At 72.4% G+C, this 22,327-nt stretch carries 19 protein-coding genes; 14 read left to right on the forward strand and 5 right to left on the reverse strand.

All coding sequences use genetic code 11. From position 1 onward, the window contains the following. Nucleotides 1-56: 56 nt before the first annotated feature. On the reverse strand, nt 57-1,088 hold the full coding sequence (locus ACIRVF_RS04485) for a LacI family DNA-binding transcriptional regulator (protein WP_402813556.1): 1,032 nt from the start codon (nt 1,086-1,088) through the stop codon (nt 57-59). A gap of 208 nt (nt 1,089-1,296) precedes the next feature. On the opposite strand from ACIRVF_RS04485, the gene ACIRVF_RS04490 reads away from it, so the two are divergent. From ACIRVF_RS04490 to ACIRVF_RS04505, 4 genes are all read left to right on the forward strand, one after another. Then, on the forward strand, nt 1,297-2,586 hold the full coding sequence (locus ACIRVF_RS04490; protein ID WP_402813559.1) for an ABC transporter substrate-binding protein: 1,290 nt from the start codon (nt 1,297-1,299) through the stop codon (nt 2,584-2,586). After that, nucleotides 2,583-3,479, forward strand: a complete 897-nt coding sequence (locus ACIRVF_RS04495) for a carbohydrate ABC transporter permease (RefSeq protein WP_402813562.1) — start codon at nt 2,583-2,585, stop codon at nt 3,477-3,479. Before ACIRVF_RS04490 ends, ACIRVF_RS04495 begins: the two co-directional genes overlap by 4 nt. Further along, complete coding sequence (locus ACIRVF_RS04500) at nt 3,479-4,297, forward strand: carbohydrate ABC transporter permease (protein WP_402813565.1); 819 nt, start codon at nt 3,479-3,481, stop codon at nt 4,295-4,297. Before ACIRVF_RS04495 ends, ACIRVF_RS04500 begins: the two co-directional genes overlap by 1 nt. An 86-nt stretch (nt 4,298-4,383) precedes the next feature. After that, entirely contained in the window at nt 4,384-6,675 is a 2,292-nt protein-coding gene (locus ACIRVF_RS04505) for a glycoside hydrolase family 3 N-terminal domain-containing protein (protein ID WP_402814609.1), read from the forward strand. A gap of 91 nt (nt 6,676-6,766) precedes the next feature. Here the strand turns inward: ACIRVF_RS04505 and ACIRVF_RS04510 are convergent, their stop codons facing one another. Next, the gene (locus tag ACIRVF_RS04510; protein ID WP_402813568.1) at nt 6,767-7,804 is read right to left on the reverse strand and encodes an alpha/beta hydrolase family esterase; all 1,038 of its coding nucleotides are present in this window, start codon (nt 7,802-7,804) and stop codon (nt 6,767-6,769) included. 321 nt (nt 7,805-8,125) lie between these two features. Further along, on the reverse strand, nt 8,126-8,701 hold the full coding sequence (locus tag ACIRVF_RS04515) for a hypothetical protein (protein WP_402813571.1): 576 nt from the start codon (nt 8,699-8,701) through the stop codon (nt 8,126-8,128). Nucleotides 8,702-9,064: 363 nt separating this feature from the next. On the opposite strand from ACIRVF_RS04515, the gene ACIRVF_RS04520 reads away from it, so the two are divergent. Together ACIRVF_RS04520 and ACIRVF_RS04525 are read left to right on the forward strand one after the other, a co-directional pair. Next, complete coding sequence (locus tag ACIRVF_RS04520; protein WP_402813573.1) at nt 9,065-9,799, forward strand: FadR/GntR family transcriptional regulator; 735 nt, start codon at nt 9,065-9,067, stop codon at nt 9,797-9,799. A 35-nt stretch (nt 9,800-9,834) separates the two neighbouring features. Further along, nucleotides 9,835-10,713 (forward strand): amidohydrolase family protein, encoded by an 879-nt coding sequence (locus ACIRVF_RS04525; RefSeq protein ID WP_402813576.1) that lies wholly within the window; start codon nt 9,835-9,837, stop codon nt 10,711-10,713. 145 nt (nt 10,714-10,858) lie between these two features. Here ACIRVF_RS04525 and ACIRVF_RS04530 read toward each other — a convergent pair whose 3' ends face one another. Beyond that, nucleotides 10,859-12,997, reverse strand: a complete 2,139-nt coding sequence (locus tag ACIRVF_RS04530; RefSeq protein ID WP_402813578.1) for an alpha-galactosidase — start codon at nt 12,995-12,997, stop codon at nt 10,859-10,861. A gap of 260 nt (nt 12,998-13,257) precedes the next feature. Between ACIRVF_RS04530 and ACIRVF_RS04535 the strand changes: the two genes are divergently transcribed. Then, complete coding sequence (locus ACIRVF_RS04535; RefSeq protein ID WP_402814612.1) at nt 13,258-13,659, forward strand: nuclear transport factor 2 family protein; 402 nt, start codon at nt 13,258-13,260, stop codon at nt 13,657-13,659. After that, entirely contained in the window at nt 13,656-14,450 is a 795-nt protein-coding gene (locus ACIRVF_RS04540; protein ID WP_402813580.1) for an SGNH/GDSL hydrolase family protein, read from the forward strand. The genes ACIRVF_RS04535 and ACIRVF_RS04540 overlap by 4 nt, the downstream gene beginning before the upstream one ends. A gap of 20 nt (nt 14,451-14,470) precedes the next feature. On the opposite strand, the gene ACIRVF_RS04545 is transcribed toward ACIRVF_RS04540, so the two are convergent. Next, complete coding sequence (locus ACIRVF_RS04545) at nt 14,471-15,052, reverse strand: PadR family transcriptional regulator (protein WP_402813582.1); 582 nt, start codon at nt 15,050-15,052, stop codon at nt 14,471-14,473. A gap of 239 nt (nt 15,053-15,291) precedes the next feature. Here ACIRVF_RS04545 and ACIRVF_RS04550 point away from each other — a divergent pair, with 239 nt between their 5' ends. The 6 genes from ACIRVF_RS04550 (at nt 15,292) to ACIRVF_RS04575 (ending at nt 22,257) form a co-directional block, all read left to right on the forward strand. Then, entirely contained in the window at nt 15,292-16,356 is a 1,065-nt protein-coding gene (locus tag ACIRVF_RS04550) for an ABC transporter ATP-binding protein (RefSeq protein ID WP_402813585.1), read from the forward strand. Between the two features lie 82 nt (nt 16,357-16,438). After that, complete coding sequence (locus ACIRVF_RS04555; protein WP_402813588.1) at nt 16,439-17,641, forward strand: ABC transporter substrate-binding protein; 1,203 nt, start codon at nt 16,439-16,441, stop codon at nt 17,639-17,641. Continuing rightward, on the forward strand, nt 17,641-18,525 hold the full coding sequence (locus tag ACIRVF_RS04560; protein WP_402813591.1) for an ABC transporter permease: 885 nt from the start codon (nt 17,641-17,643) through the stop codon (nt 18,523-18,525). The genes ACIRVF_RS04555 and ACIRVF_RS04560 overlap by 1 nt, the downstream gene beginning before the upstream one ends. 12 nt (nt 18,526-18,537) lie before the next feature. Continuing rightward, nucleotides 18,538-19,350, forward strand: coding sequence for an ABC transporter permease (locus ACIRVF_RS04565; RefSeq protein ID WP_402813593.1), 813 nt, complete (start codon nt 18,538-18,540; stop codon nt 19,348-19,350). A gap of 433 nt (nt 19,351-19,783) precedes the next feature. Next, nucleotides 19,784-21,664: a putative Ig domain-containing protein gene (locus tag ACIRVF_RS04570; RefSeq protein ID WP_402813596.1), complete on the forward strand. Its 1,881-nt coding sequence runs from the start codon at nt 19,784-19,786 to the stop codon at nt 21,662-21,664. Nucleotides 21,665-21,798: 134 nt separating this feature from the next. Next, nucleotides 21,799-22,257: a hypothetical protein gene (locus ACIRVF_RS04575; protein ID WP_402813598.1), complete on the forward strand. Its 459-nt coding sequence runs from the start codon at nt 21,799-21,801 to the stop codon at nt 22,255-22,257. Nucleotides 22,258-22,327: the final 70 nt, after the last annotated feature.

Below are 22,327 nucleotides of genomic sequence, written 5' to 3' on the forward strand. Positions count from 1 at the left end.
TCCGCGGTCCCACGGGCCCGGCACCCGACGGCCCGGACCACCGGACGGCCCGCCCGTCAGCCGCGCTCCACCTGGCCGGGCACGGCCGTTCGCGGCGGGGCGGTGCTGCTGCGCTGGACCAGGCTGGTGGCCAGGTCCACCCGGAGCGTGCCGGGCTGCACCCCGCGGGCCAGGTCGATCACCAGACGGGTCGCCACCTCGGCCATCTCGGTCAGCGGCTGGCGCACGGTGGTCAGCGGCGGCCCGACCCAGCGGGCCAGCGGCAGGTCGTCGAAGCCGACCACGCTGAGGTCCTCCGGAATGCGCAGCCCCAGCTCGCGGGCGGCCTCGTACAGGCCTAGGGCCTGGAGGTCGTTCCCGGCGAACACGGCGGTCGGCCGCTGCGGCAGGCCGAGCAGTTCCAGTCCGAGCAGGCGTCCGGCCTCGTGGTGGAAGGAGCCCTCGCGGACCAGGTCCGCGTCGTACGGGATGCCCGCCATGTCGAGCGCCGCCCGGTAGCCGTCGGCCCGGGCGCGGCTGCACATCATCCGGGCGGGGCCGCCGATCAGGCCGATCCGGCGGTGTCCGAGGTCGAGCAGGTGCCGGGTGGCGGCGAGACCGCCGTCCCAGTTGGTGGTGCCGACGGCGGGCACGTCCTGGCCGGGGTCGCCGGCCGGGTCCAGCACCACGAACGGGATGTCCCGGCGGGCCAGTTGCTCGCGCAGCGAGCGGTCCAGGTCGGACAGTACCAGCACCACGCCGGTGGGGCGCCGCGCCAGCACCCCGTCCACCCAGGACTGGCCGGGACCGTGCCGTTCGGCGGACTCGGAGAGCACGATGCTCAGCCCCTCCTCCCGGACGGCGTTCTCGACACCCCGGATCACCTCCACCGCCCAGGCGCTCTCCAGCTCGTGGAAGACCAGCTCCAGCAGCGGGCTGGACCGGCGGTTGCCGCGCCGCCGCCGGTAGCCGTACCGCTGCAGCAGCTCCTCCACCCGCTCGCGCGTGGCCGGCGCGACGTCGGCGCGCCCGTTCAGGACTTTCGAAACAGTCGGCGCGGAGACTCCGGCCTCCTGTGCGATCTCGGCGAGCGTGGCCGCTCTGGTCACGGGTTCCTCCTGCACTGCCCCTGCTGGGCGAACTCCGTCGTGGATGGCTGTACGGGACGACCGCGGGTGGCCGTACCGCACGGATGCTAGCCCCCCGGACGAGTCGCGGGCCGATCCCGTCGGGGCTCTTGACGGTCGGTCAGCGCCGATCTAGGTTTCCCACAACATTCGGCAACTTGCTCGAAACATTCGAAACAGAGGGCAGGATATGCGATCGAAAGTCGCCGCGATCACCGCGGTCACCGCACTCGTCCTGGGGACGTCCGCCGCCTGCGGCTCGGGGGGTTCCTCCGACTCGGGCGACGGCACGATCCACGTACTGGTCTACGGGGATGCCGCCAACAAGGTCGAGAAACAACTCGTCGACACCTTCAACAAGACCTCCAAGGTCAAGGCCGTGCTGGACACCATCCCCGGCGCGGACTACCAGCAGAAGCTCCAGACCGTCATCAACACGCCGCGGGCCCCCGACGTCTTCTTCAACTGGGGCGGCGGCTCCATCCAGCCGTTCGTCAAGGCGGGCCTGCTGCTGCCGCTGGACGACTTCATCGCCAAGGACCCGGGCCTGAAGGGCAACTTCCTGCCCTCGGTCTTCAACTCGGCGGTGGTGGACGGCAAGCCGTACGGAGTGCCGATGCGCGGCACCCAGCCGGTGCTGCTCTTCCACAACAAGCAGGTGCTCGCGGACGCCGGACTCACCCCGCCGAAGACCTGGGACGACCTGGTCGCCGCCACCAGGACACTGAAGGCCAAGGGCGTCACCCCGATCGCGCTCGGCGGCGGCGACCAGTGGCCCACCCTGATGTGGTTCGAGTACCTCTACGACCGGATCGCCGGCCCCGGCCTGTTCCAACGGGCGCTCGGCGGCGACCGCGAGGCGTGGGCGAGCGAGGACAGCCGCAGGGCGCTGACCACCCTCAAGCAGCTGGTCGACGCCGGCGCCTTCGGCAGCAACTACGACTCCGTCAAGTTCACCGACGGCGGATCCCCGGCCCTGGTCGCCAAGGGCAAGGCCGCCTTCGAGCTGATGGGCTCCTGGTACTACTCCACCCAGCAGGACGCCAACCCCGACTTCGCCAGGTCCGGCCTCGGCTACACCGGCTTCCCGGCCCTGAACGGCGGCAAGGGCGACCCGGCCGACGTCGTCGGCAACACCAACAACTTCTACTCCGTGCTCAAGAGGACCAAGCACCCGGAGGCCGTCGCGGCCTTCCTCCAACTGATGTACTCCGACGAGTTCGTGAAGGCCCAGCTGGCCATCGGCAACCTGCCGACCACCACCAGCACCGTCAACTTCCTCGACCTCTCGGCCAGCCCCGGGTACTCCAAGGACCAGTACGAGCTGGTCAAGGCCGCCCCCTCCTTCCAGCTCTCCTGGGACCAGGCCTACCCGCCGGGCGCCATGACGCCCATGCACACCGCCGTCCAGCAGTTCTTCGACGGCAGGCTCGACACCGACGGCTTCATCAAGGCCATGCAGGCCTTGCCGACCTCATGACGCGCGCCGCGCGCCCGGGCGCGGCGGCGACCCGCCCGGGCCTCGTCTGGGCGCTCCCCGCCGCGGTGTTCTTCCTGATGTTCGCGCTCACACCACTGCTGCTGGTCGTCGTGCTCTCCTTCACCAGCTGGGACGGCATAGGCGAACCGCGCTTCAACGGCCTGGACAACTGGACCGCCCTGCTCCACGACCCGGTGATGCTCCAGTCCGTCTGGACCACCCTCCTGCTCACCGCCCTGGGCGTGGTGACCCAGACGCCGGTCAGCATCCTGCTCGGCGTCTGGGCCGCCGGGCACCAGCGCAACCGGGCCGTCCTCTCGGCGGTCTACTTCGTGCCGCTGCTGCTCTCGGCCACCGCCGTCTCGGTGGTGTGGCGGGCCGTCCTCGACCCCAACTTCGGCGTGCCGGCCCAGCTCACCTGGCTGTTCGGTGACGGAAACCTCCTCGGCAGCAAGGGCGGCGCGATCGGCGTGCTGACCTTCGTCGGCGTGTGGCAGTTCACCCCGCTGCACGCCCTGATCTACCAGGGCGGCGCCCGGGCCATCCCCCAGGTGCTCTACCAGGCCGCCGCCGTCGACGGCGCGGGCCGGGTACGGCAGTTCCTCCACGTCACCCTGCCGCAGCTGCGCAACACGATCATCACCTCGGTGATCCTCATGGTGGTCGGCGGTCTGACCACCTTCGACACGGTGCTGATCCTCACCCAGGGCGGCCCCGGCACCGACACCACCGTCACCGCCTACTACATGTACCAGAAGGCCTTCAAGGGCTTCGACTTCGGCGTGGGCTCGGCCGTCGCGCTGGTCCTCGTGGTGGTCGCCACCCTGATCTCGCTCGCGGTCGTCCGGCTCTCCGGCTACGACCGGATGCGCGGCACGGCGGAGGGCCTGTGATGCGACGACGCCCCAACGTCCTGGCCGGGTTCGGCTCCCTGGTGTGGCTGGTGCTGGTGGGCCTGCCGCTGTACGTCCTGCTGATCGCCACCTTCCGCACCCGCTCCGACTACTCCACCGAGGGCCCGCTGAAGCCGCCCGCGCAGTGGACGGTGCAGAACTACCTGACCGACCTGTCGAACGGCTTCGGCCAGGACTTCCTCAACACCCTGACCGTCACCGCCGGTGTGGTGGCCATCGTGCTGCTGGTCGTCCCCCCGCTCGCCTACGCCATCGTGCGCGCCCGCGGCCGGGCGACCGGCTGGATCTTCCGGCTGTTCCTGCTCGGGCTGGCGATCCCCGCCCAGGCGGTGATCGTGCCGATGTTCTACGTCATCAGCCAGACCGGCATGTACGACCACCTGGTCGGCGTCATCCTCCCGACCGCGGCCTTCTGCCTGCCGGTCTGCACCCTGGTGCTGACCGGTGCGATGCGCGACATCGGCCCCGAGCTGTACGAGGCGATGGCGATGGACGGCGCGTCCCCGGCGCGGGTGTTCCGGCAGCTGGTGCTCCCGCTGTCCAAGGGCGGACTGGCCTCGATCACGGTCTTCGCCGCCCTCCAGGCCTGGAACGGCTTCCTCTTCCCGCTGATCCTCACCCAGTCCGACTCCACCAAGGTCATCACCCTCGGCCTGTACGACTTCCAGACCGAACACGGTGTGGACGTGCCCGGACTGCTCAGCGCCGTGGTGCTGTCCATGCTCCCCGTCCTCATCGTCTACCTGTTCGCCCGCCGCGCCCTGGTCCAGGGCCTGACGGGGGTCGGAGGAAAGTGAACGACCACCGGAACCCCGAGCCCGCCCCCGCCTGGCAGGACACCTCGCTCACCCCCGGGGCCAGGGCCGACGCCCTGATCGCCGCGATGACCCTGCGGGAGAAGACCGCCCAACTGGTCGGCGTCTGGGTCGGCGCCGACGCCGACGGCGGGGAAGTCGCCCCCCACCAGCACGAGATGGAGCCGCCACCCGACCTCGACACCCTCCTGCCCTTCGGGCTGGGCCAGCTGACCCGGCCGTTCGGCACCGCCCCGGTCGACCCGGCGCTCGGCGCGCTCTCCCTGCTGCGCACCCAGCAGCGGATCGCCGCCGCCAACCGCTTCGGCATCCCGGCCCTCGCCCACGAGGAGTGCCTGGCCGGCTTCGCCGCCTGGGGTGCCACGGCGTACCCCGTCCCGCTGTCCTGGGGCGCCACCTTCAACCCGGAGCTGGTCCGGACGATGGCCGCGGCCATCGGGCGCGACCTGCGGTCCGTCGGCGTGCACCAGGGCCTGGCGCCGGTGCTCGACGTGGTCCGCGACGCCCGCTGGGGGCGGGTCGAGGAGACGATCGGCGAGGACCCGTACCTGGTCGGCACCGTCGGGACCGCCTACGTCCAGGGCCTGGAGTCGGCCGGGATCGTCGCCACGCTCAAGCACTTCGCCGGGTACTCGGCCTCCCGCGCCGGCCGCAACCTCGCCCCCGTCTCGATGGGCCCGCGCGAGCGCGCCGACGTGATCCTGCCGCCCTTCGAGATGGCCGTGCGGGAGGGCCGCCCCCGCTCCGTCATGCACGCCTACACGGACACCGACGGCCTGCCCTCCGCCGCCGACCGGGACCTGCTCACCGGGCTGCTGCGGGGCACCTGGGGCTTCACCGGCACGGTCGTCGCCGACTACTTCGGCGTCGCCTTCCTCCACACCCTGCACGGCGTGGCGGAGGACCGGTCCGCCGCCGCCGCACTGGCCCTGGAGAGCGGGGTCGACGTCGAACTGCCCACCGTCGACACCTTCGGACAGCCGTTGTTCGACGCGGTCGTCGCGGGCACCGTCCCGGAGCGGCTGATCGACCGGGCGCTGCGCCGCGTCCTCGTCCAGAAGGCCGAACTCGGGCTGCTGGACGCCGACTGGTCGCCCGTACCGGCCGCCCTCGCCGACGCGGACCCGAGCGAACCGCGGGCGCTGCGCGGCCTGGTCGACCTGGACCGGCCCGCCAACCGGGCACTCGCCGCCGAACTCGCCGAGCAGGCCGTGGTACTGCTGCGCAACGACGGTCTGCTGCCGCTGCGCGAGCCCGGCCGGATCGCGCTGATCGGCCCGAACGCCGACGAACCCACGGCGGTCCTCGGCTGCTACTCCTTCCCCGTGCACGTCGGCAGCCGGCACCCGGACATCCCGCTCGGCATCGGACTCCCCACCCTGCGCGAGGCGCTGGCGGCCGAGTTCCCCGACAGCGAGCTGTGCACGGTGCGCGGCGTGGCGGTCGACGGCGAGGACACCGCCGGCATCGCCGAAGCCGTGCGCGCCGCCGAGCGGGCCGACGTGGTGGTGCTCGCCCTCGGCGACCGGGCGGGGCTGTTCGGCCGCGGCACCAGCGGCGAGGGCTGCGACGTCGCCTCCCTCGAACTTCCAGGGAGGCAGGCGCAGTTGCTGGAAGCAGTGCTGGACGCCGGGAAGCCCGTGGTGGTCACCCTGCTGGCCGGTCGCCCCTACGCCCTCGGGCGGGCCGTCACCGAGGCGGCCGGGATCGTCCAGTGCTTCTTCCCCGGGGAAGCCGGGACGGAGGCGCTCGCCGGCGTGCTCAGCGGGCGGGTCAACCCGTCCGGGAGGCTGCCCGTCTCCGTCCCCGCCCACCCCGGGGTCCAGCCCTCGACCTACCTGGCCGCGAGGCTGGCCCAGGCGGGCGGGGTCTCCAGCACCGACCCGACACCCGCCTACGGCTTCGGACACGGGCTCGGATACAGCGAGTTCGCGTGGTCCGGCCCGGAGGTGCGGGAGGCGGAGACCGGCACCGACGGCGCGTTCCGGCTCTCCTTCGAGCTGCGCAACACCGGTTCGCGGGCGGGCACCGAGGTGGTGCAGCTGTACCTCCACGACCCGGTGGCCTCCGTCGTCCAGCCGGTTCAGCGGCTGGTCGGCTACCGGCGGATCCCGCTGGACGCCGGGGCGGGCTGCCGGGTGGAGCTGACCCTCCCGGCCGACCTGGCCTCCTTCACCGGCCGCGACGGCCGCCGGATCGTCGAACCCGGCGCCCTGGAACTGCGGATCTCCGCCTCCAGCACCGACCCCCGCCTCACCGTGCCGCTGCGCCTCACCGGCCGGGTCCGCCGGCTCGACCACACCCGCCGCCTGCACCCGACCGTCACCGTCCACGGCCTCCCACCGGCGGGCAGCCCCTGACGGCGGGAGCCCCCGCTCCCGCCGACTTCCCCGGCGGGCGGATGCTTCGGGGCCGGTCCCGCGGCGGCGGCGACCGGCCCCGAAGCGCTGTTCAGCCGCGGTCCTGCCGCTGAGCGCCCGGCCCGGCGGTGGAGCCCGCGACCTCCGTACCCACCGGGTGCGGCGCACCGCCGGCCCGGACGGGGCCGCTGCCGTCCAGCCCCATGAAGTGAACGGCGTAGGCGGCCATCGGCGTGCCCCGGACCGGCAACTGGTGGCCGGCGCCGGTGATGCTGTACGTCTCGACCTGCGTGACGCCGGAGCGGTCGGCGTACCGGGCCCGGTTCCAGTCAGGGGCCGGGGTGTCCGTGGACGACGGGGTCTGGCGCACCCCGAGGACGTTCGTCCACTGCTTGGTCTCCTCGCCCAGGTCGCGGTGGTTCAGGATCGGGTCGGCGGTGCCGTGCCACAGCTGCACCCGGGGGCGCGGCCCGGTGTAGCCGGGGTCGGCGCGGCGCACCAGGTCGCCCCACTGCTGCGCCGTCATGGAGACCTGGCCCCCGGCGCAGGGGCCGTTCCAGCCGCGCACGGTGCCCGTGTGGAAGCAGTGGTAGGGCACGCCCATGAACGCGGAGCCCGCCTTGAACACGTCCGGGTAGTCCGCGAGCATGACGTTGGTCATCATCCCGCCCGAGGACTCACCGGTGACGTACACGGCGTCGGGGTTCGCGCCGTAGTGCTGCTCGGTGTACCTGATCATCGACATCAGCCCGACCGGGTCACTGCCGCCGTTGCGCGTCAGCGCCTGATCGGACGAGACGTCCCAGCAACTGCCGCCGGGGCTGGTCGAGGGGTAGACGACGATGAACCCGTACCGGTCGGCCAGCGCTGCGAAGTCGGTGCTGGAGTACAGGTAGGGCCCGGAGCCCTGGCAGCCGTGCAGCGCCAGCAGGACCGGTGGACGCGCCCTGGCACTGTTCGGCACGTACACGTACATCTGCAGGCCGGTCGGATTTTCGCCGAAGCCGGTGATCCGGGTCAACGAGGCGGCGCCGGCCTGGGGCGCGGCGGACAGGCTCACCCCGAACGCGGCGCCGACCACCAGCAGTACGGCGAGCAGGCGGGACTTCGAGTACCGGGAACGCAGCATGGAACCCCTTCTCCGCGGCGTGGACGCCGGTGCCGGTGAGCAGGTGACCGGGCGCGCCCCGGAAGGGGCCCGCCACACATGTGAGCGTTCACATTCGCGGCGGCGTTCCCGGGCACCTGTTCCCGTTACGGTGTCGTCTTCGATTGCTGACGCTGCAGCAGGGTCCGTCCGGCTGTCAAGGAGTGACCGGGCCGCCCCGCGATCTCCCGGCGGCCACGGCCGACGGTGCCGGTCGCACCGGTGAAAGTTTCACGGTGGCGGCGTTCGCCGGTCTTCCGGTCCGTGGTGCCGCCACCGCCGGTGTGCCGGTGGCCCGGAGGGTCAGGTGCACCAGAAGAGGAACGGCTTGCAGGATGGCGTCGCCGTTGCCGTGGGGGTGGACGGTCCGGGGGAGTGCCGGGTGGGCGGCGGCGCGGTGGGCGTCGTGGGCTGGGAAGGGGCGGGCTCGGTCGTGGCGGCATGTGAGGGCGTGGCCGTCCTTGACGCGCTGGGCCGGGTGCTGGTGACCGACGGCTGGGCCGGAGGGCTCGCCGTACTCGGGGCGGCCGTCGCGGTGGTGGGAAGGCTCGCGGGCCCGTGGGTGGACGGCGCGGCCGTCGAGGTGGACGCCGCCGTAGCGCCCGGCGGGAGCGGGACCGCCTCGCCGTCGCCCTGGCCGAGGGCCACCACCGCGGTGGCCAGTCCGCCCGCCGCCACACCGAGCACCGCCAGGGCGAGCCGGGCGCCGTGCCGGCGGGCGGTTCGCCGCCGGATCCTGCGGGGCGCGGGAGCCGCGGTGGGCGGGTGCGCGACCGGGGGTTCGGGCTCGTACTGGGGGAGCGCCTCTTGCGGCCGTCCGCAGCCGGGACAGGAGAGTGCGCCGTTGAGATGCCGTTGGCAGAGCGTGCAGTAACTCATTCGATCTTCCTAGGTGCCCGGATGCCGCGTCGGGCGGTCTGCGGAGCCTATGCAGATCCGCCCCGCCCGCGACACCGGCCCGGGGCGAGGCTTCTGCGGAGATCACGTGTGGTTCGCGTGAGGAGCACTCGGCCGTCCGCACGGACGGTTGGCCTTCCGCGGCAACGTGTTCGGCCGCGGGTTCGCAGCCGGCCCTGGACCGAGCACAGTCAGGTCTGCGGTCGATCGATGGGATGGATCCGGTGCGGGTGTCCCGGAGGTGCGGAAGGAGATCGGCGAAGTACCAGGCCGGACAAGCCGGTCGACGGCGGAGGAGGTCGTGGTCTCTTCCGAGACATGGGACCGTCCTGCTACGTTGGCGCCGTGTCCCTGACTGACAAGGCGATCGCCAGCATCCGCCGGATGATCCGCGAGGGCGAGCTGCCTCCCGGAGCGAAGCTGCCCCCCGAGCAGCAGCTCGCGGCCGAGCTGGGCCTGTCCCGGAACCTGATGCGCGAGGCGGTCAAGGCGCTGGTCGTCGCCCGGGTCCTGGAGATCCGGCGCGGCGACGGCACCTACGTGACCAGCCTGGCGCCCGCCCTGCTGCTGGAGGGCCTCGGGGGCGCGGTCGAGCTGCTCCAGGGGGACACCGTCCTGGAACTCACCGAGGTGCGCAGGCTGTTCGAGCCGGTCGCCACCGCGCTGGCCGCCACCCGCATCACCGACGAGGACCTCGCCGAGGTGGAACGGCACCTGTCGGCCATGCGGGACGCCCGGGACGACGTGGAACTGCTGCTCCGGCACGACGCGGCCTTCCACCGCGCGGTGGCCCGCGCCACCCGCAACGAGACCCTGGCCACACTGCTGGAGCACATCTCCGGACGCACGCTCGGCGCCCGGGCCTGGCGGGGTCTGGCCGACGCGGACGCGGCGGGGCGGACCATCGCCGAACACGAGGCGATCCACCAGGCCCTCGTCGCCCGCGACCCGAACCTCGCCCAGGCCGCCGCCCTGATGCACGTCAACACCACCGAACGCTGGTTGCGCGACCACCTCGCCGGGGAAGGGCGGATCCCCGCCGCCCGGTGCCCGGAGCCGGACCGTCCCGGTACCAGCTGACCAGTCGTCCACCGCCAACCGAGGAGTGACCGCGGGTGAGAGTCGACGCGCACCACCATGTCTGGGAGCTGGGCCGGCGCCCGCAGAGCTGGCTGGACGGACCGGAGTCGGCGGCGATCCGGCGTGACTTCGGGACGGCCGACCTCGCACCCCACGTCCGCGCGGCGGGCATCGACCGCACCGTGCTGGTGCAGGTCCTGCCGGACCTGGCGGAAACCCGGGAGTTCCTCGCCCTGGCCGCGGCCGAGCCGCTGATCGCCGGGGTGGTCGGTTGGGTGGACCTCACCGCGCCCGATGTCGCCGACACCCTGGCCGAACTGCGGCAGGGGCCGGGCGGCGACCGGCTGGTGGGCGTGCGGCACCTCGTCCAGGGCGAGGACGACCCGGAGTGGCTGGCCCGGCCCGACGTACGGCGCGGACTGCGCGCGGTCGGCGCGGCCGGCCTCCGCTACGACCTGCTCGTCCTGCCCCACCAACTCCCCGCCGCCGTCGAGGCCGTACGCGAGCTGCCGGAGCAGTCGTTCGTCCTCGACCACCTCGCGAAGCCGCCGATCGCGCGCGGCGGGGTCGAGCCCTGGGCCGGCCGCCTGCGGGAGCTGGCCGACGAGCCCAACGTCTTCTGCAAGCTCTCCGGCCTGGTGACGGAGGCTCGCCGGGACGCCTGGAGGGTCGCCGACCTGCGCCCCTACGCCGACACCGCCCTGGACGCCTTCGGACCCGACCGCGTCATGTTCGGCTCCGACTGGCCGGTCTGCCTGCTGGCCGCCTCCTACCAGGAAGTGGTCGGCGCGGCCGAGGAGTTGACGGACGGACTCGCTGCCCGGGAGCGGGCCCAGGTCTTCGGCGGCACGGCGGTCCGGGCGTACGGGCTGCCCGGACCGACCGCATCAGGACCCGGTCAGGAGCCGGGATGAAGACCGAACTCGCCCAGGGGGAGACCGGGCTCGGCGTGGCGCAGCGGTGCGGTCGACGGCAGGAGCGTCGCCCCCAGCCGCCTCCGCGGTGCGCGGAGGCGGTGCACTGCGGAGACGCACGGCACCGACGCGGTGGGCGGGCGGTTCACTCCTGCGCGGCGGGTGGCTGAGCCTGGGCTTCGATCACCAGCGCGTGGCCGGGGCGGTTGGCCAGGTCCGGAGCGGCCAGGCCGAGGTGGTCCAGGTACCGGCCGGTCACGGTGAGGGCGGTGGTCCGCCGCGCCCAGGCGGGCCAGGTCTCCTCGGGGGAGGAGACCTCGGGGCGCACGCGCACGGCGTAGCGGGTCGCGGGGTCCAGGCCCGGGAGACGTACGGGCGCCCCGTTCTCGGCGACGGAGGTGTCCAACTGGACGTAGGCGAAGACGGCGTGGGCGCGGTCCGGGGAGACGACGCCGTGGACCCAGGCGGCGGGGTCGGGGTGGTCGGCGCGGACGACGTGGCCGCCGTGGAGCAGTGGCCGCAGCTGCTTGTAGGCGCTGACCCAGGCGGTGAGCGCGGTCAGGTCGTCCTCCGACCAACCCGAGATGTCGGACTCGATGCCGGCGTGGCCGAACAGCGCGGTGGCGCAGCGGAAGGCGAGTGCGGTGTCGCGGTGGCTGATGTGGGCGGGCGCGGAGCCGACGTGGGAGCCGATCAGCTCGTAGGGCAGCAGCAGGCCGGTCCAACGCTGGATGGCCTGGCGTTCGACCGGGTCGATGTTGTCCGATCCCCAGATCCGGTCGGTGCGGTCGAGGATGCCGAGGTCGGCGCGGGCGCCGCCGGAGGAGCAGGACTCGATCTCCAGCTCGGGGTGGCGGGCGCGCAGTTCGTCCAGGAGCCGGTAGACCGCCGTGGTCTGCGCGTGCACGCCGGGCCGGCCGTCGTGGACGGCGTCGGCGAGGTCGCGGTTGTGGTCCCACTTGAGGTAGTCGACGCCCACTTCCCCGACCACGGCGCTGATCCGTTCCAGCAGATAGGCGTGGGCGCCGGGGTGCGCGACGTCCAGGACGTGCTGGCTGCGCTGCTCGAACGGGAGGCGTTCGGGGTCGGCGAGGAGCCAGTCGGGGTGGGCCCGGGCCAGGTCGGAGTCGGGGTTGACCATCTCGGGCTCGAACCAGAGACCGAACTGCATGCCGAGCCGGTGGACGTGGTCGGCGAGCGGACGGAGACCGTCGGGCCACACCTCCTCGTCGACGTACCAGTCGCCGAGGCCGGCCCGGTCGTGGCGGCGGTGCCGGAACCAGCCGTCGTCCACGACGAACCGTTCCACGCCGACCGCGGCCGCGGTCCGCGCGAGGGCGTGCAACCGCTCGGGATCGTGGTCGAAGTAGACCGCCTCCCAGATGTTCAGGGTGACCGGCCGGGCGGTGGCCGGGTGCCGGGGTCGGGCCCGGAGCATGTCGTGGAAGCCGCGGCCGATCCCGTCCAGGCCCGTCCCGGAGGTCGCGAAGTACACCCACGGGGTCCGGTAGGACTCGCCCTCGGCCAGTCGGATCTCACCGGCCGCCAGGAGCTCGCCGCCGCCGAGGACGGTCGTTCCGTCGGCCAGCCGCTCCGCGTACTGGACGTGGTCGCCGCTCCAGGCGGAGTGCACGCCCCAGACCTGGCCGTGCCGGAAGCCGAAGCCCGCGGTGCCGGCGAGCAGGAGCCCGGCGTCGAAGCCGGTGCGGCCCCGGCGGTTCTCCCGCGACCACACGCCCTGTCGCAGCGGGGCGCGCTGCGGGGAGCGTTCACGGGCCCAGCGGCCGGCGAAGTCCAGCAGCTCCACGGCGTGGGCGGGGACCGGCAGCACGCACGCCAGCACGTCCAGGGTGTAGGTGTCCGTCGCGGTGTTGGTCAGGGTGTGGCGCAGCCGCACCACGCCGTGCTCCGTCATCTGCAGCTCGGTGTCCAGCGCGAGCCCCGCGCCGCCGTCCAGGGCCCGCACGTGGACGGTGCCGCCGCGGCCGTCCGCGGCGTGCACGGCGACCGGTTCGACGAGCTCGAAACGCGGGGGGCGGACCCGCCCGTCGCGGTGCCCGGTCAGGGCCGGACGTCCGAACCAGCCCTGCCCCTGGGAGGGCATCAGGCTCCCGGCCCGGTGGCGCGGGCCCCGGCCCATGGCATCGAGCACCTGTGCGGCATCGTCGGGGCGGAGGCCGGGATCGACGCCCCAGTGCAGCACCCGGGGCAGGTCGGGTCCGGTGACGTCGAGCGCGATGGCCGCGTCACCGGCCGACAGCACGACGAGGTTCGACTCGGTCATGTGGTCCTCGTTCAGGGGTGAAGCGGTCAACATTGCGGTCAACGAGCCTTGCCGCGCCCTGCCTTGCCGTGCCGGCCAGGGCGCGCCGCTGGGCATCCTATGCATCTGTGAGCGCTAACAAAACGGTTCGGCGACAGCGTCCTCCCACGGTCGGACCCGGGGGCGCGGTGGCCGCCCGCACGCCCCCTCGACAGCACCTGGAGCGCGCGGCTAGGCTCCCGCGCAGGAAGATATTCAATTTGTTGACTATGGAGCCCGCCGTGCACCCCTTCCGCGCAGCCGTCGAGGCCGGTGACCACGACGCCATCGAGGCCCTCCTGGCCGAGGACGTCGTCTTCACCAGCCCCGTCGTCTTCAAGCCCTACCCCGGCAAGGCCATCACCGCCGCGATCCTGCGCGGTGCCGGTCGGGTCTTCGAGGACTTCCACTACGTCCGCGAGATCAACGGCACCGACGGCCGCGACCGCGCCTTCGTCTTCAAGGCCGTCGTCGACGGCCTTGAAGTGCACGGCTGCGACTTCCTCCACTTCGACGAGGACGGGCTGATCGACGAGTTCACGGTGATGGTCCGCCCCCTGTCCGGCGCGCAGGCCCTCGCCGCCGCGATGGGCGCGCAGTTCGAGCGGATCACCGCCGAGGCGCTGGGCGCGTCCGAGGCGTGAGTGCGACGACGGGCTTCCGCCGCTACGTCGCGGTCGGCGACAGCCAGACCGAGGGCCTGGGCGACGGTGACGGGACGACCGGCTGGCGTGGCTGGGCGGACCGACTGGCCGAGACGATCTCCGAGCGGGAACCCGGCCTGCTCTACGCCAACCTCGCCGTCCGCGGCCGGCTCGCCGGCCAGGTGCGGGCCGAACAGCTCGCGCCGGCCCTCGCGTTGCGGCCGGACCTGGTCACCGTGGTCGCCGGGATGAACGACCTGATGCGGCCGGGCTTCGACGCGGGCGCGGTCGTGGCGGAGCTGGACCAGATGTTCGCCGCCTTCACGGCCACCGGGGCGCGGGTGCTGACCTTCACCTTCCCCGACATCGGGCGGATCGCGCCGTTGGCCCGCGGGCTGCGACCCCGGGTCCTGGACCTCAACGCACGCCTCCGGGCCACGGCCGACCACCGCGGGGTCGTGGTCGTCGACTTCTTCCCGCACCGGGTGACGACCGATCCGCGCATGTGGAGCGCGGACCGGCTGCACGCCAGCCCGCTCGGCCACGCCGGGATCGCCGCCGCGGCCGCCCACGCGCTCGCACTGCCGGGCAGCGACGACGGGTGGGCGGAGCCGCTGCCGCCGCTCCCGGTGGCGGGAATCCTGCGGCGGGCCACCGAGGAGTCGGCCTGGATCGGCACCTTCCTCGGACCGTGGCTGCTGCGCCGGCTGCGCGGCCGCTCCTCCGGCGACGGGCGGGCCGCGAAGCGCCCCGAACTGCGGCCCGTCGGGGGTTCCCGCCAGGTGCACTGACCGGCCGGCCCCGGCGACCGTCAGGCCGGCCCCTGTGCGGGGGCCGGCGTGGCGGCCCGCCGCTCCAGGACCGCGAGCGCCTGCTCGCACCAGCGCCGGTTCTCGTGCTCGAACGACAGACCGCGCATCAGCGTCAGGTACGGGCCGATCCGTTCGGCCGTGGCGAGGTACTCGTCCTCGAAACGCCCGTCCAGCAGTCGCGCTCGCAGGCGCTCGTAGCGGTCGATCTTGGCCTGCGCCCACGTCAGGCGTTCCAGCAGCGCCGCGCGCACGGCGTCCGGGTCGCCCGCGTCCACGGCCTGCACCTGGACGAGGAGCTCGTCCCGGATCGCGGACGGCCGCGGCGGCGTGGCCGTGAACGAGCGCAGCGCGGCGCGGCCGGCCCCGGTGAGCGAGAACAGCCGCTTGTTCGGCCGCCGCTCCTGCTCGACGACCCGGGCACTGATCAGCCCCTCGGCCTCCATCCGGTCCAGCTCCCGGTAGAGCTGTTGCGGTGTGGCCATCCAGAAGTTCGCCACCGACGCGTCGAACGCCTTCGCCAGGTCGTAGCCGGACGCCTCGCCCTCCAACAGGGTCGACATGATCGCGTTGCGCAGTGCCATGCCGCCAGCCTAGCGAGCACCCTCCACGACGGCCACTGATGCGATTAATCAAGAAGTTGCCCGTTCCCCGGACAGCGGTCCGACGAGCAGGGACGGATCGGGGCCTTCGCCCCATAGCGGGCGATCCCCGAGGTTTACCGATCTTTCAAGGAACGGATCTTCTCCTAGTGTTCCGAAAGATCCGACCGGAACGGCCGATCCGTCCGTCCCGCCGACACCGAGCAGAGGGGACACCGGAGTTGAAGAGCGACGACAGCCCGCCCCACCCGGACCGGGCCGCCGGTGCCGTCCGGCTCGAAGGGCTGGCGAAGTCCTTCGACGGCCAGGTCCGCGCGGTCGACGGGGTGGACCTGGAGATCGGCGAGGGCGAGTTCTTCGCGATGCTCGGGCCGTCCGGCTCCGGGAAGACCACGGTGCTGCGCATGATCGCCGGCTTCGAGCGGCCGACCGCCGGCCGGGTGCTGCTCGGCGGGGCCGACGTCACCGGGCTCCCGCCGTTCGACCGGGACGTCAACACGGTGTTCCAGGACTACGCGCTCTTCCCGCACATGACGATCGAACGCAACGTCGGCTACGGCCTGATGGTCCGCCGGGTGCCGAAGGCCGAACGGGCGGAGCGGGTGCGGGCGGCGCTCGCCATGGTCCGCCTGGAGGGCTTCGAGCGCCGCCGGCCGGCCGAGCTCTCCGGCGGCCAGCGCCAGCGGGTGGCCCTGGCCCGGGCGCTGGTGAACCGCCCGAAGGTGCTGCTGCTCGACGAGCCGCTCGGCGCGCTCGACCTGAAGCTGCGGCACGAGATGCAGGCGGAGCTCAAGCGGATCCAGCGCGAGGTCGGGATCACCTTCGTGTTCGTCACCCACGACCAGGACGAGGCGCTGACGATGAGCGACCGGGTGGCGGTGTTCAACGCGGGGCGGATCGAGCAGGTCGGCGCGCCCGCCGAGGTGTACGAGCACCCGGCCACCGCCTTCGTCGCCGGTTTCGTCGGCACCTCCAACCTGCTGGACGGCGCGGCGGCCGAGCGGGTCGTGGGCGAGGCCGGGCTGTTCAGCGTCCGGCCGGAGAAGATCCGGATGGCGCACCCGGACGACCCCGCCGGGCCCGACGAGCTGTCCGCCGCCGGGCGGGTCGCCGAGGTCGTCTACGCGGGCGGCCAGACCCGGTTCCTGGTGGACCTGGAGGCCGGCGGGCGGCTGACCGCAGTCCGGCAGAACCTCGACGAGGGCTCCGCCGACGTCCAGCGCCACCGCGGCACGGACGTCGTCCTGGCCTGGCACCGCAAGCACACCGTCCGCGTCGGCGCGTAGCCCGAACGACCCTCACCACCCCGTCACGCTCACCGCCCCCATCACCCTCACCCCCGAAGACCCGAAGATCGGAACACCTCGCATGCGCATCTCCCGGATCGCCCGCACCGCGGCCGCCGCAACCGCCGCCGCCCTGCTCGCCGCAGGGTGCGGCAGCGGCGGTACGGCCGGAACGGCCGGCGGCCACGGCGGCCTGAACCCGCCGAAACTGCCGGTGCTCCAGTCCCTCGGCCCCGGCGAGGGCCAGGTGAACCTGGTCGCCTGGGCCGGCTACGCCGAGGACGGCTCGGACGACAAGTCCGTCGACTGGGTCCACCCCTTCGAGCAGCAGACCGGCTGCAAGGTCAACACGAAGATCGCCGGGACCTCGGACGAGATGGTCTCGCTGATGAAGACCGGCCAGTACGACGCCGTCTCGGCCTCCGGCGACGCGACCCTGCGGCTGATCGCGGCCGGCGACGTCGCCCCCGTCAACACCGCCCTGGTCCAGAACTACGCCGACGTCTTCGACGGCCTGAAGAACCAGCCGTGGAACTCGGTGAACGGCCAGATGTACGGCATCCCGCACGGCCGCGGCGCCAACCTGCTGATGTACCGCACCGACAAGGTCACCCCGGCCCCGGACTCCTGGAGCGTGGTCTTCGACGGCGCCTCGCCCTACAGCGGCCACGTCACCGCCTACGACTCCCCGATCTACATCGCCGACGCCGCGCTGTACCTGATGAAGTCCAGGCCGGAGCTCGGAATCAAGAACCCCTACGCCCTGGACCAGAACCAACTCAAGGCCGCCGTCGACCTGTTGAAGGCCCAGCACAAGGCGGTCGGCGAGTACTGGAGCGACTTCCAGAAGTCGGAGAACTCCTTCAGGACCGGTGACACCGTGGTCGGCACCACCTGGCAGGTGATCGCCAACATGGCGCAGGCCGACCACGCCCCGGTCAAGGCCGTGCTGCCGAAGGAGGGCGCCACCGGCTGGTCGGACACCTGGATGGTGTCGGCGAAGGCCGCGCACCCCAACTGCGCCTACCGGTGGATGAACTGGATCGTCTCACCGACCGCCAACGCCCAGGTCGCCCAGTGGTTCGGCGAGGCCCCGGCCAACGCCAAGGCCTGCGACCGGACCACGGACAAGGACTTCTGCACCACCTTCCACGCCGCCGACGAGGCCTACTGGAAGGACGTCCACTACTGGACCACCCCCGTGAAGAGCTGCCTGGACGGCCGTACGGTGACCTGCACCGACTACGCCGCCTGGACGGCGGCCTGGACCGAGATCAAGGGCTGATGGTCCAGACCCTCACGGCCGCCCGGCCGCTGCGCCGGGCGGCCTCCGTCCTGCACCGGTACGCCGGACTGCGGCTGGCGCTGCTGCTTTCGGCGCCGATGGCCTGGCTGGTGCTCGCCTACCTCGGCTCGCTCGCCGTCCTGCTGCTGTCCGCCTTCTGGGCCGTCGACGACTTCACCTACGACGTCGAACGGGTCTGGAACACCGCCAACTTCACCACCGTCCTCACCGAGCCGGTCTACCGGGCGGTCGCCCTGCGCACGCTGGGCATCGCCGTCGCGGTCACCGTGATCGACGCCGTGGTGGCCTTCCCGATGGCCTTCTACATGGCCCGGGTCGCCCGGCCGCGCACCCGCAAGCTGCTGGTGGTCGCGGTGCTGACCCCGCTGTGGGCCAGCTACCTGGTGAAGGCCTACGCCTGGCGGGTCATCCTCAGCCAGGGCGGCGTACTCGACTGGCTGGGGCGCCCGTTGGGGCTCTCCAGCCCCGGGTACGGCACCACGGCGGTGATCGTCGTCCTCGCCTACCTGTGGCTGCCGTACATGATCCTCCCGATCCACGCGGGACTGGAGAACCTGCCCGCCGGCCTGCTCGACGCCTCGGCCGACCTGGGCGCCTCCGCCGGACGGACCTTCCGCTCGGTGGTCCTCCCGCAGGTGCTGCCCTCGGTGTTCGCCGGGTCGGTGTTCACCTTCTCGCTCAGCCTGGGCGACTACGTCACCGTGCGGATCGTCGGCGGGAAGACCCAGGTGCTCGGCACGGCGATCGCCGACAACGTGACGCTGAACCTGCCGCTGGCCGCCGCGCTGTCCTGCGTACCGGTGGCGCTGATCGTCGGCTACCTGCTCGCCGTGCGCCGCACCGGCGCCCTGGACTCCCTGTAGGGGGCACGTCCCGTGAACCTCTCCCGCCGCACCCGGATCGCGCTGCGCCTGGCCATGGTCGCGGGCCTCGCCGTGGTCTACCTGCCGCTGCTGCTGGTCCTGCTCAACTCGCTGAACCGGGACCGCTCCTTCGCCTGGCCGCCGGCCGGGCTGACCACCGAGTGGTGGGTCCGGGCCTGGCGGTCCGAGGGCGCGCGCAGCGCCGTCCTCACCTCGCTGCAGGCCGGGGCGGGGGCCACCCTGGTGGCCCTGGTGCTGGGCACCATGACCGCCTTCGCGGTCCAGCGTCACCGGTTCTTCGGCCGGCAGACGGTGTCGTTCCTGGTGATCCTGCCGATCGCGCTGCCCGGCATCGTCACCGGCATGGCGCTGAACGCCGCGTTCAGGACCGTCCTCGGCCCCGCGGGCATCGGCTTCGGCGTGCTCACCGTGGTCATCGGCCACGCGACGTTCTGCATCGTCGTGGTCTTCAACAACGTCGTCGCCCGGCTGCGCCGGATGTCCCCCTCGGCCGAGGAGGCCTCGGCGGACCTCGGCGCCCACACCTTCCAGACCTTCCGGTACGTCACCTTCCCGGCCGTCCGGTCGGCGCTGCTGGCGGGCGGGCTGCTGGCCTTCGCGCTGTCCTTCGACGAGATCGTGGTGACCACCTTCACGGCCGGCCCGGGCGTCCAGACCCTGCCGATCTGGATCTACGCCAACCTGGCACGGCCCAACCAGGCCCCGGTGGTCAACGTGGTGGCCGCGGTGCTGGTGCTGCTCTCCGTGGTCCCGGTGTACCTGGCCCAGCGGCTGTCGGCGGACAGCGCCGGCGGGCGGCTGTAACGGGCGCTGCGCTCCTGCTGGTCGACCGCCGACCCGGTCGTGGTCGAACCGACCGTTCCCCGCGTGAAGATATGTTGAAACTGCGACGTTTTCACTGAATGCGAAAACAGAGTCCTGACCGTTATTCAGTGAATGACGGACCCTTCGGAAGGGTTCTGGATCAGGTCCTTCAGCTGCCCGAACTCCGTTCTTAATATTTCCTTACCCCTGGCCGTTGACCTGCGTTCATCAACTCTGCTTTCCTTCATGCCCAGCAGGCAGCCCCACCGAAAGAGCGTCAATTCCGGTTGCCCGGAAGAAATGACCGGATTCGGCGTTCGGGTGGATTCCGCCGTCTGCTCCTTCCCCACAAAGGGATCGTTCGCGGCCCCCCATGGCCGTGCGGGCGATCGGTAGAGAGAGGCACCCTCACCTCATGGGTCACTCCCACAGAATGCGGCGTGCGAAGTACGCAGCGCTCACCGGCATGGCGTCCCTCGCCCTCGCCGCCGCCGGCCTGGCCGGTGCGGCCGGCCCCGCCGCCGCGCAGGACACCCCCAGCTCCTCGGGCAGCATCGGCAACGAGTTCAACCCCTGGAGCCCGCAGAACGGCCACCCGTACCGCCACGGCGCGGTCCCGGGCAAGCAGCAGCAGGAGAAGTACAGGAAGTGGCTCGCCGCCAAGAACCAGGCGGCGGCCACCGGCCAGGAGACGCTGTCCTACGGCGGCGGCGTCGACGGCATCGGCGTGCAGAGCGGCCACTCCAAGGTCTACCTGGTCTTCTACGGCACCCAGTGGGGCACCCAGACCACCGACGCCAACGGGAACGCGAAGTTCTCCGGCGACTCGGCCGGCGCCGCCGGTGCCACCCAGCAGATGTTCAAGGGCATCGGCACCAACGGCGAGACCTGGTCGGCCGACCTGACCCAGTGGTGCGACGGCCCCAACGTCTCCACCGGTGCCACCAGCTGCCCGTCCAACGCCAACTTCATCCCGTACCAGAGCGGCGGCGTGCTGTCCGGCGTCTGGTACGACAACGCGGCCGCCTCGCCCTCCCAGGCCACCGGCAACCAGCTGGCCCAGGAGGCCGTCAAGGCCGCCGGCCACTTCGGCAACACCACGGCCGCCGCCAACCGCGACGCGTACTACGTCATCCTGTCGCCGCACGGCACCAACCCGGACGACTACCAGAACCCCACCACCGGGTACTGCGCCTGGCACGACTGGAACGGCGACACCACCCTCACCGGTGGCGCGGCCAGCTCGCCCTACGGCGACATCGCCTTCTCCAACCAGCCGTACAACATCGACCAGGGCAGCACCTGCGGCGTCGGCTTCGTCAACTCGCCCGGCACGCTGGACGGCTACACGATGACCCTCGGCCACGAGTGGCACGAGATGATGTCCGACCAGAACCCGGCCGGCGGCTGGACCAACCACGTGAGCGGCAGCTCGTACAACGGCCAGGAGAACTCGGACGAGTGCGCCTGGATCCAGCCGGGCTCGGCCGGCGGCGCCGCGAACATCTCCTTCGGCTCCTACGGAACCTTCGCCGAGCAGGCCAGCTGGTCGAACGACACCAACTCCTGCGCGATCTCGCACGCCATCCTGACCCACGGCAACACGGTCACCGTCACCAACCCGGGCAACCAGTCCGGCACCGTCGGCACCGCGGCCAGCCTGCAGATCCACGCCACTGACTCGGCCTCCGGCCAGACCCTGAGCTACTCGGCCACCGGCCTGCCCGCCGGCCTGTCGATCAACTCCTCGACCGGTCTGATCTCCGGCACCCCGACCGCCGTCGGCACCTCCAGCGTGACGGTCACCGCGACCGACTCCACCGGCGCCGCGGGCAACACCACCTTCACCTGGACCGAGTCGTCCACCTCGGGCGGCGGCAACGCCGTCACCAACGGCGGCTTCGAGAACGGCAACGCGACCGGCTGGACCACCAGCGGCAGCGCCTCCGTCCTCGGCGCGGCCGCGCACAGCGGCAGCTACGGCCTGCAGCTCGGCTCCAGCAGCCCGAGCACGGACTCCTCCGCCGCCCAGACCTTCACCGCGCCGACCGGCTCCAGCAAGCTGTCCTTCTGGTACAGCAACACCTGCCCGGACACCGTGACCTACGACTGGGCCACCGCGACCCTGAAGGACAACACCACCGGCACGACCACCACGGTCCTCGCCAAGACCTGCTCCGCCACCGCGAGCTGGACCAACCAGAGCGCGACCGTCACCCCCGGTCACTCGTACACGCTCACCCTGAGCAACCACGACGACAACTACGCGGGTGACCCGACCTTGACCTACTACGACGACGTGACCGTCTCCTGACGATCGCCTCGGCTCGACGCACCGGGGTGGGCCTCGTGCCCGCCCCGGTGTGTTTCTTCGGTTTCGGGGGGATCCGATCCGGCCGCCGGTGCGTCGAACCGGTACCGCTCCCACCTCTGCACCAAGGAACCACCGTGAACCTGAGAAGACCCGCCGCCCTCGCCCTGACCTGCGCCGCCGCCCTGCTGGCCCTGACCGGCTGCGGCTCCAAGGGGGCCGCGACGGCCGCGTCCGCCCCGGCGCCCACCACCACGGCCCTGACCACCCCGGCCCCCGTGACCGCCGACGAACACGCCAACCACACCACCCTGAAGGTCGCCGTCGGCGCGACCGTCTCGGTCCAACTGCACGGCACCTACTGGTCCGCCGTCACCAGCTCCGCCACCGACCTCCTCGCCCCGGCCGGCGCCCCGACCACCGCGCCGGCCCCCTCCTGCCGCCCGGGCGGCGGCTGCGGCACCGTCACCGCCTCCTTCGTCGCCCGGACGGCGGGCACGGCGCACCTCACCACCTCGCGCACCTCCTGCGGTGAGGCTGTCAACTGCTCTCCGGACCAGCGCAGTTACGACGTCACCATCGAGGTCACCGGCTGAGCGCAGCCCGTCGGCTCCCCGGACCGTGAGCCGGGACACACTTGAGCCCTCCCCTGGGGCAGGGTGGAGA

It is taken from the genome of Kitasatospora sp. NPDC101157, assembly GCF_044768255.1.
GTDB lineage: Bacteria > Actinomycetota > Actinomycetes > Streptomycetales > Streptomycetaceae > Kitasatospora.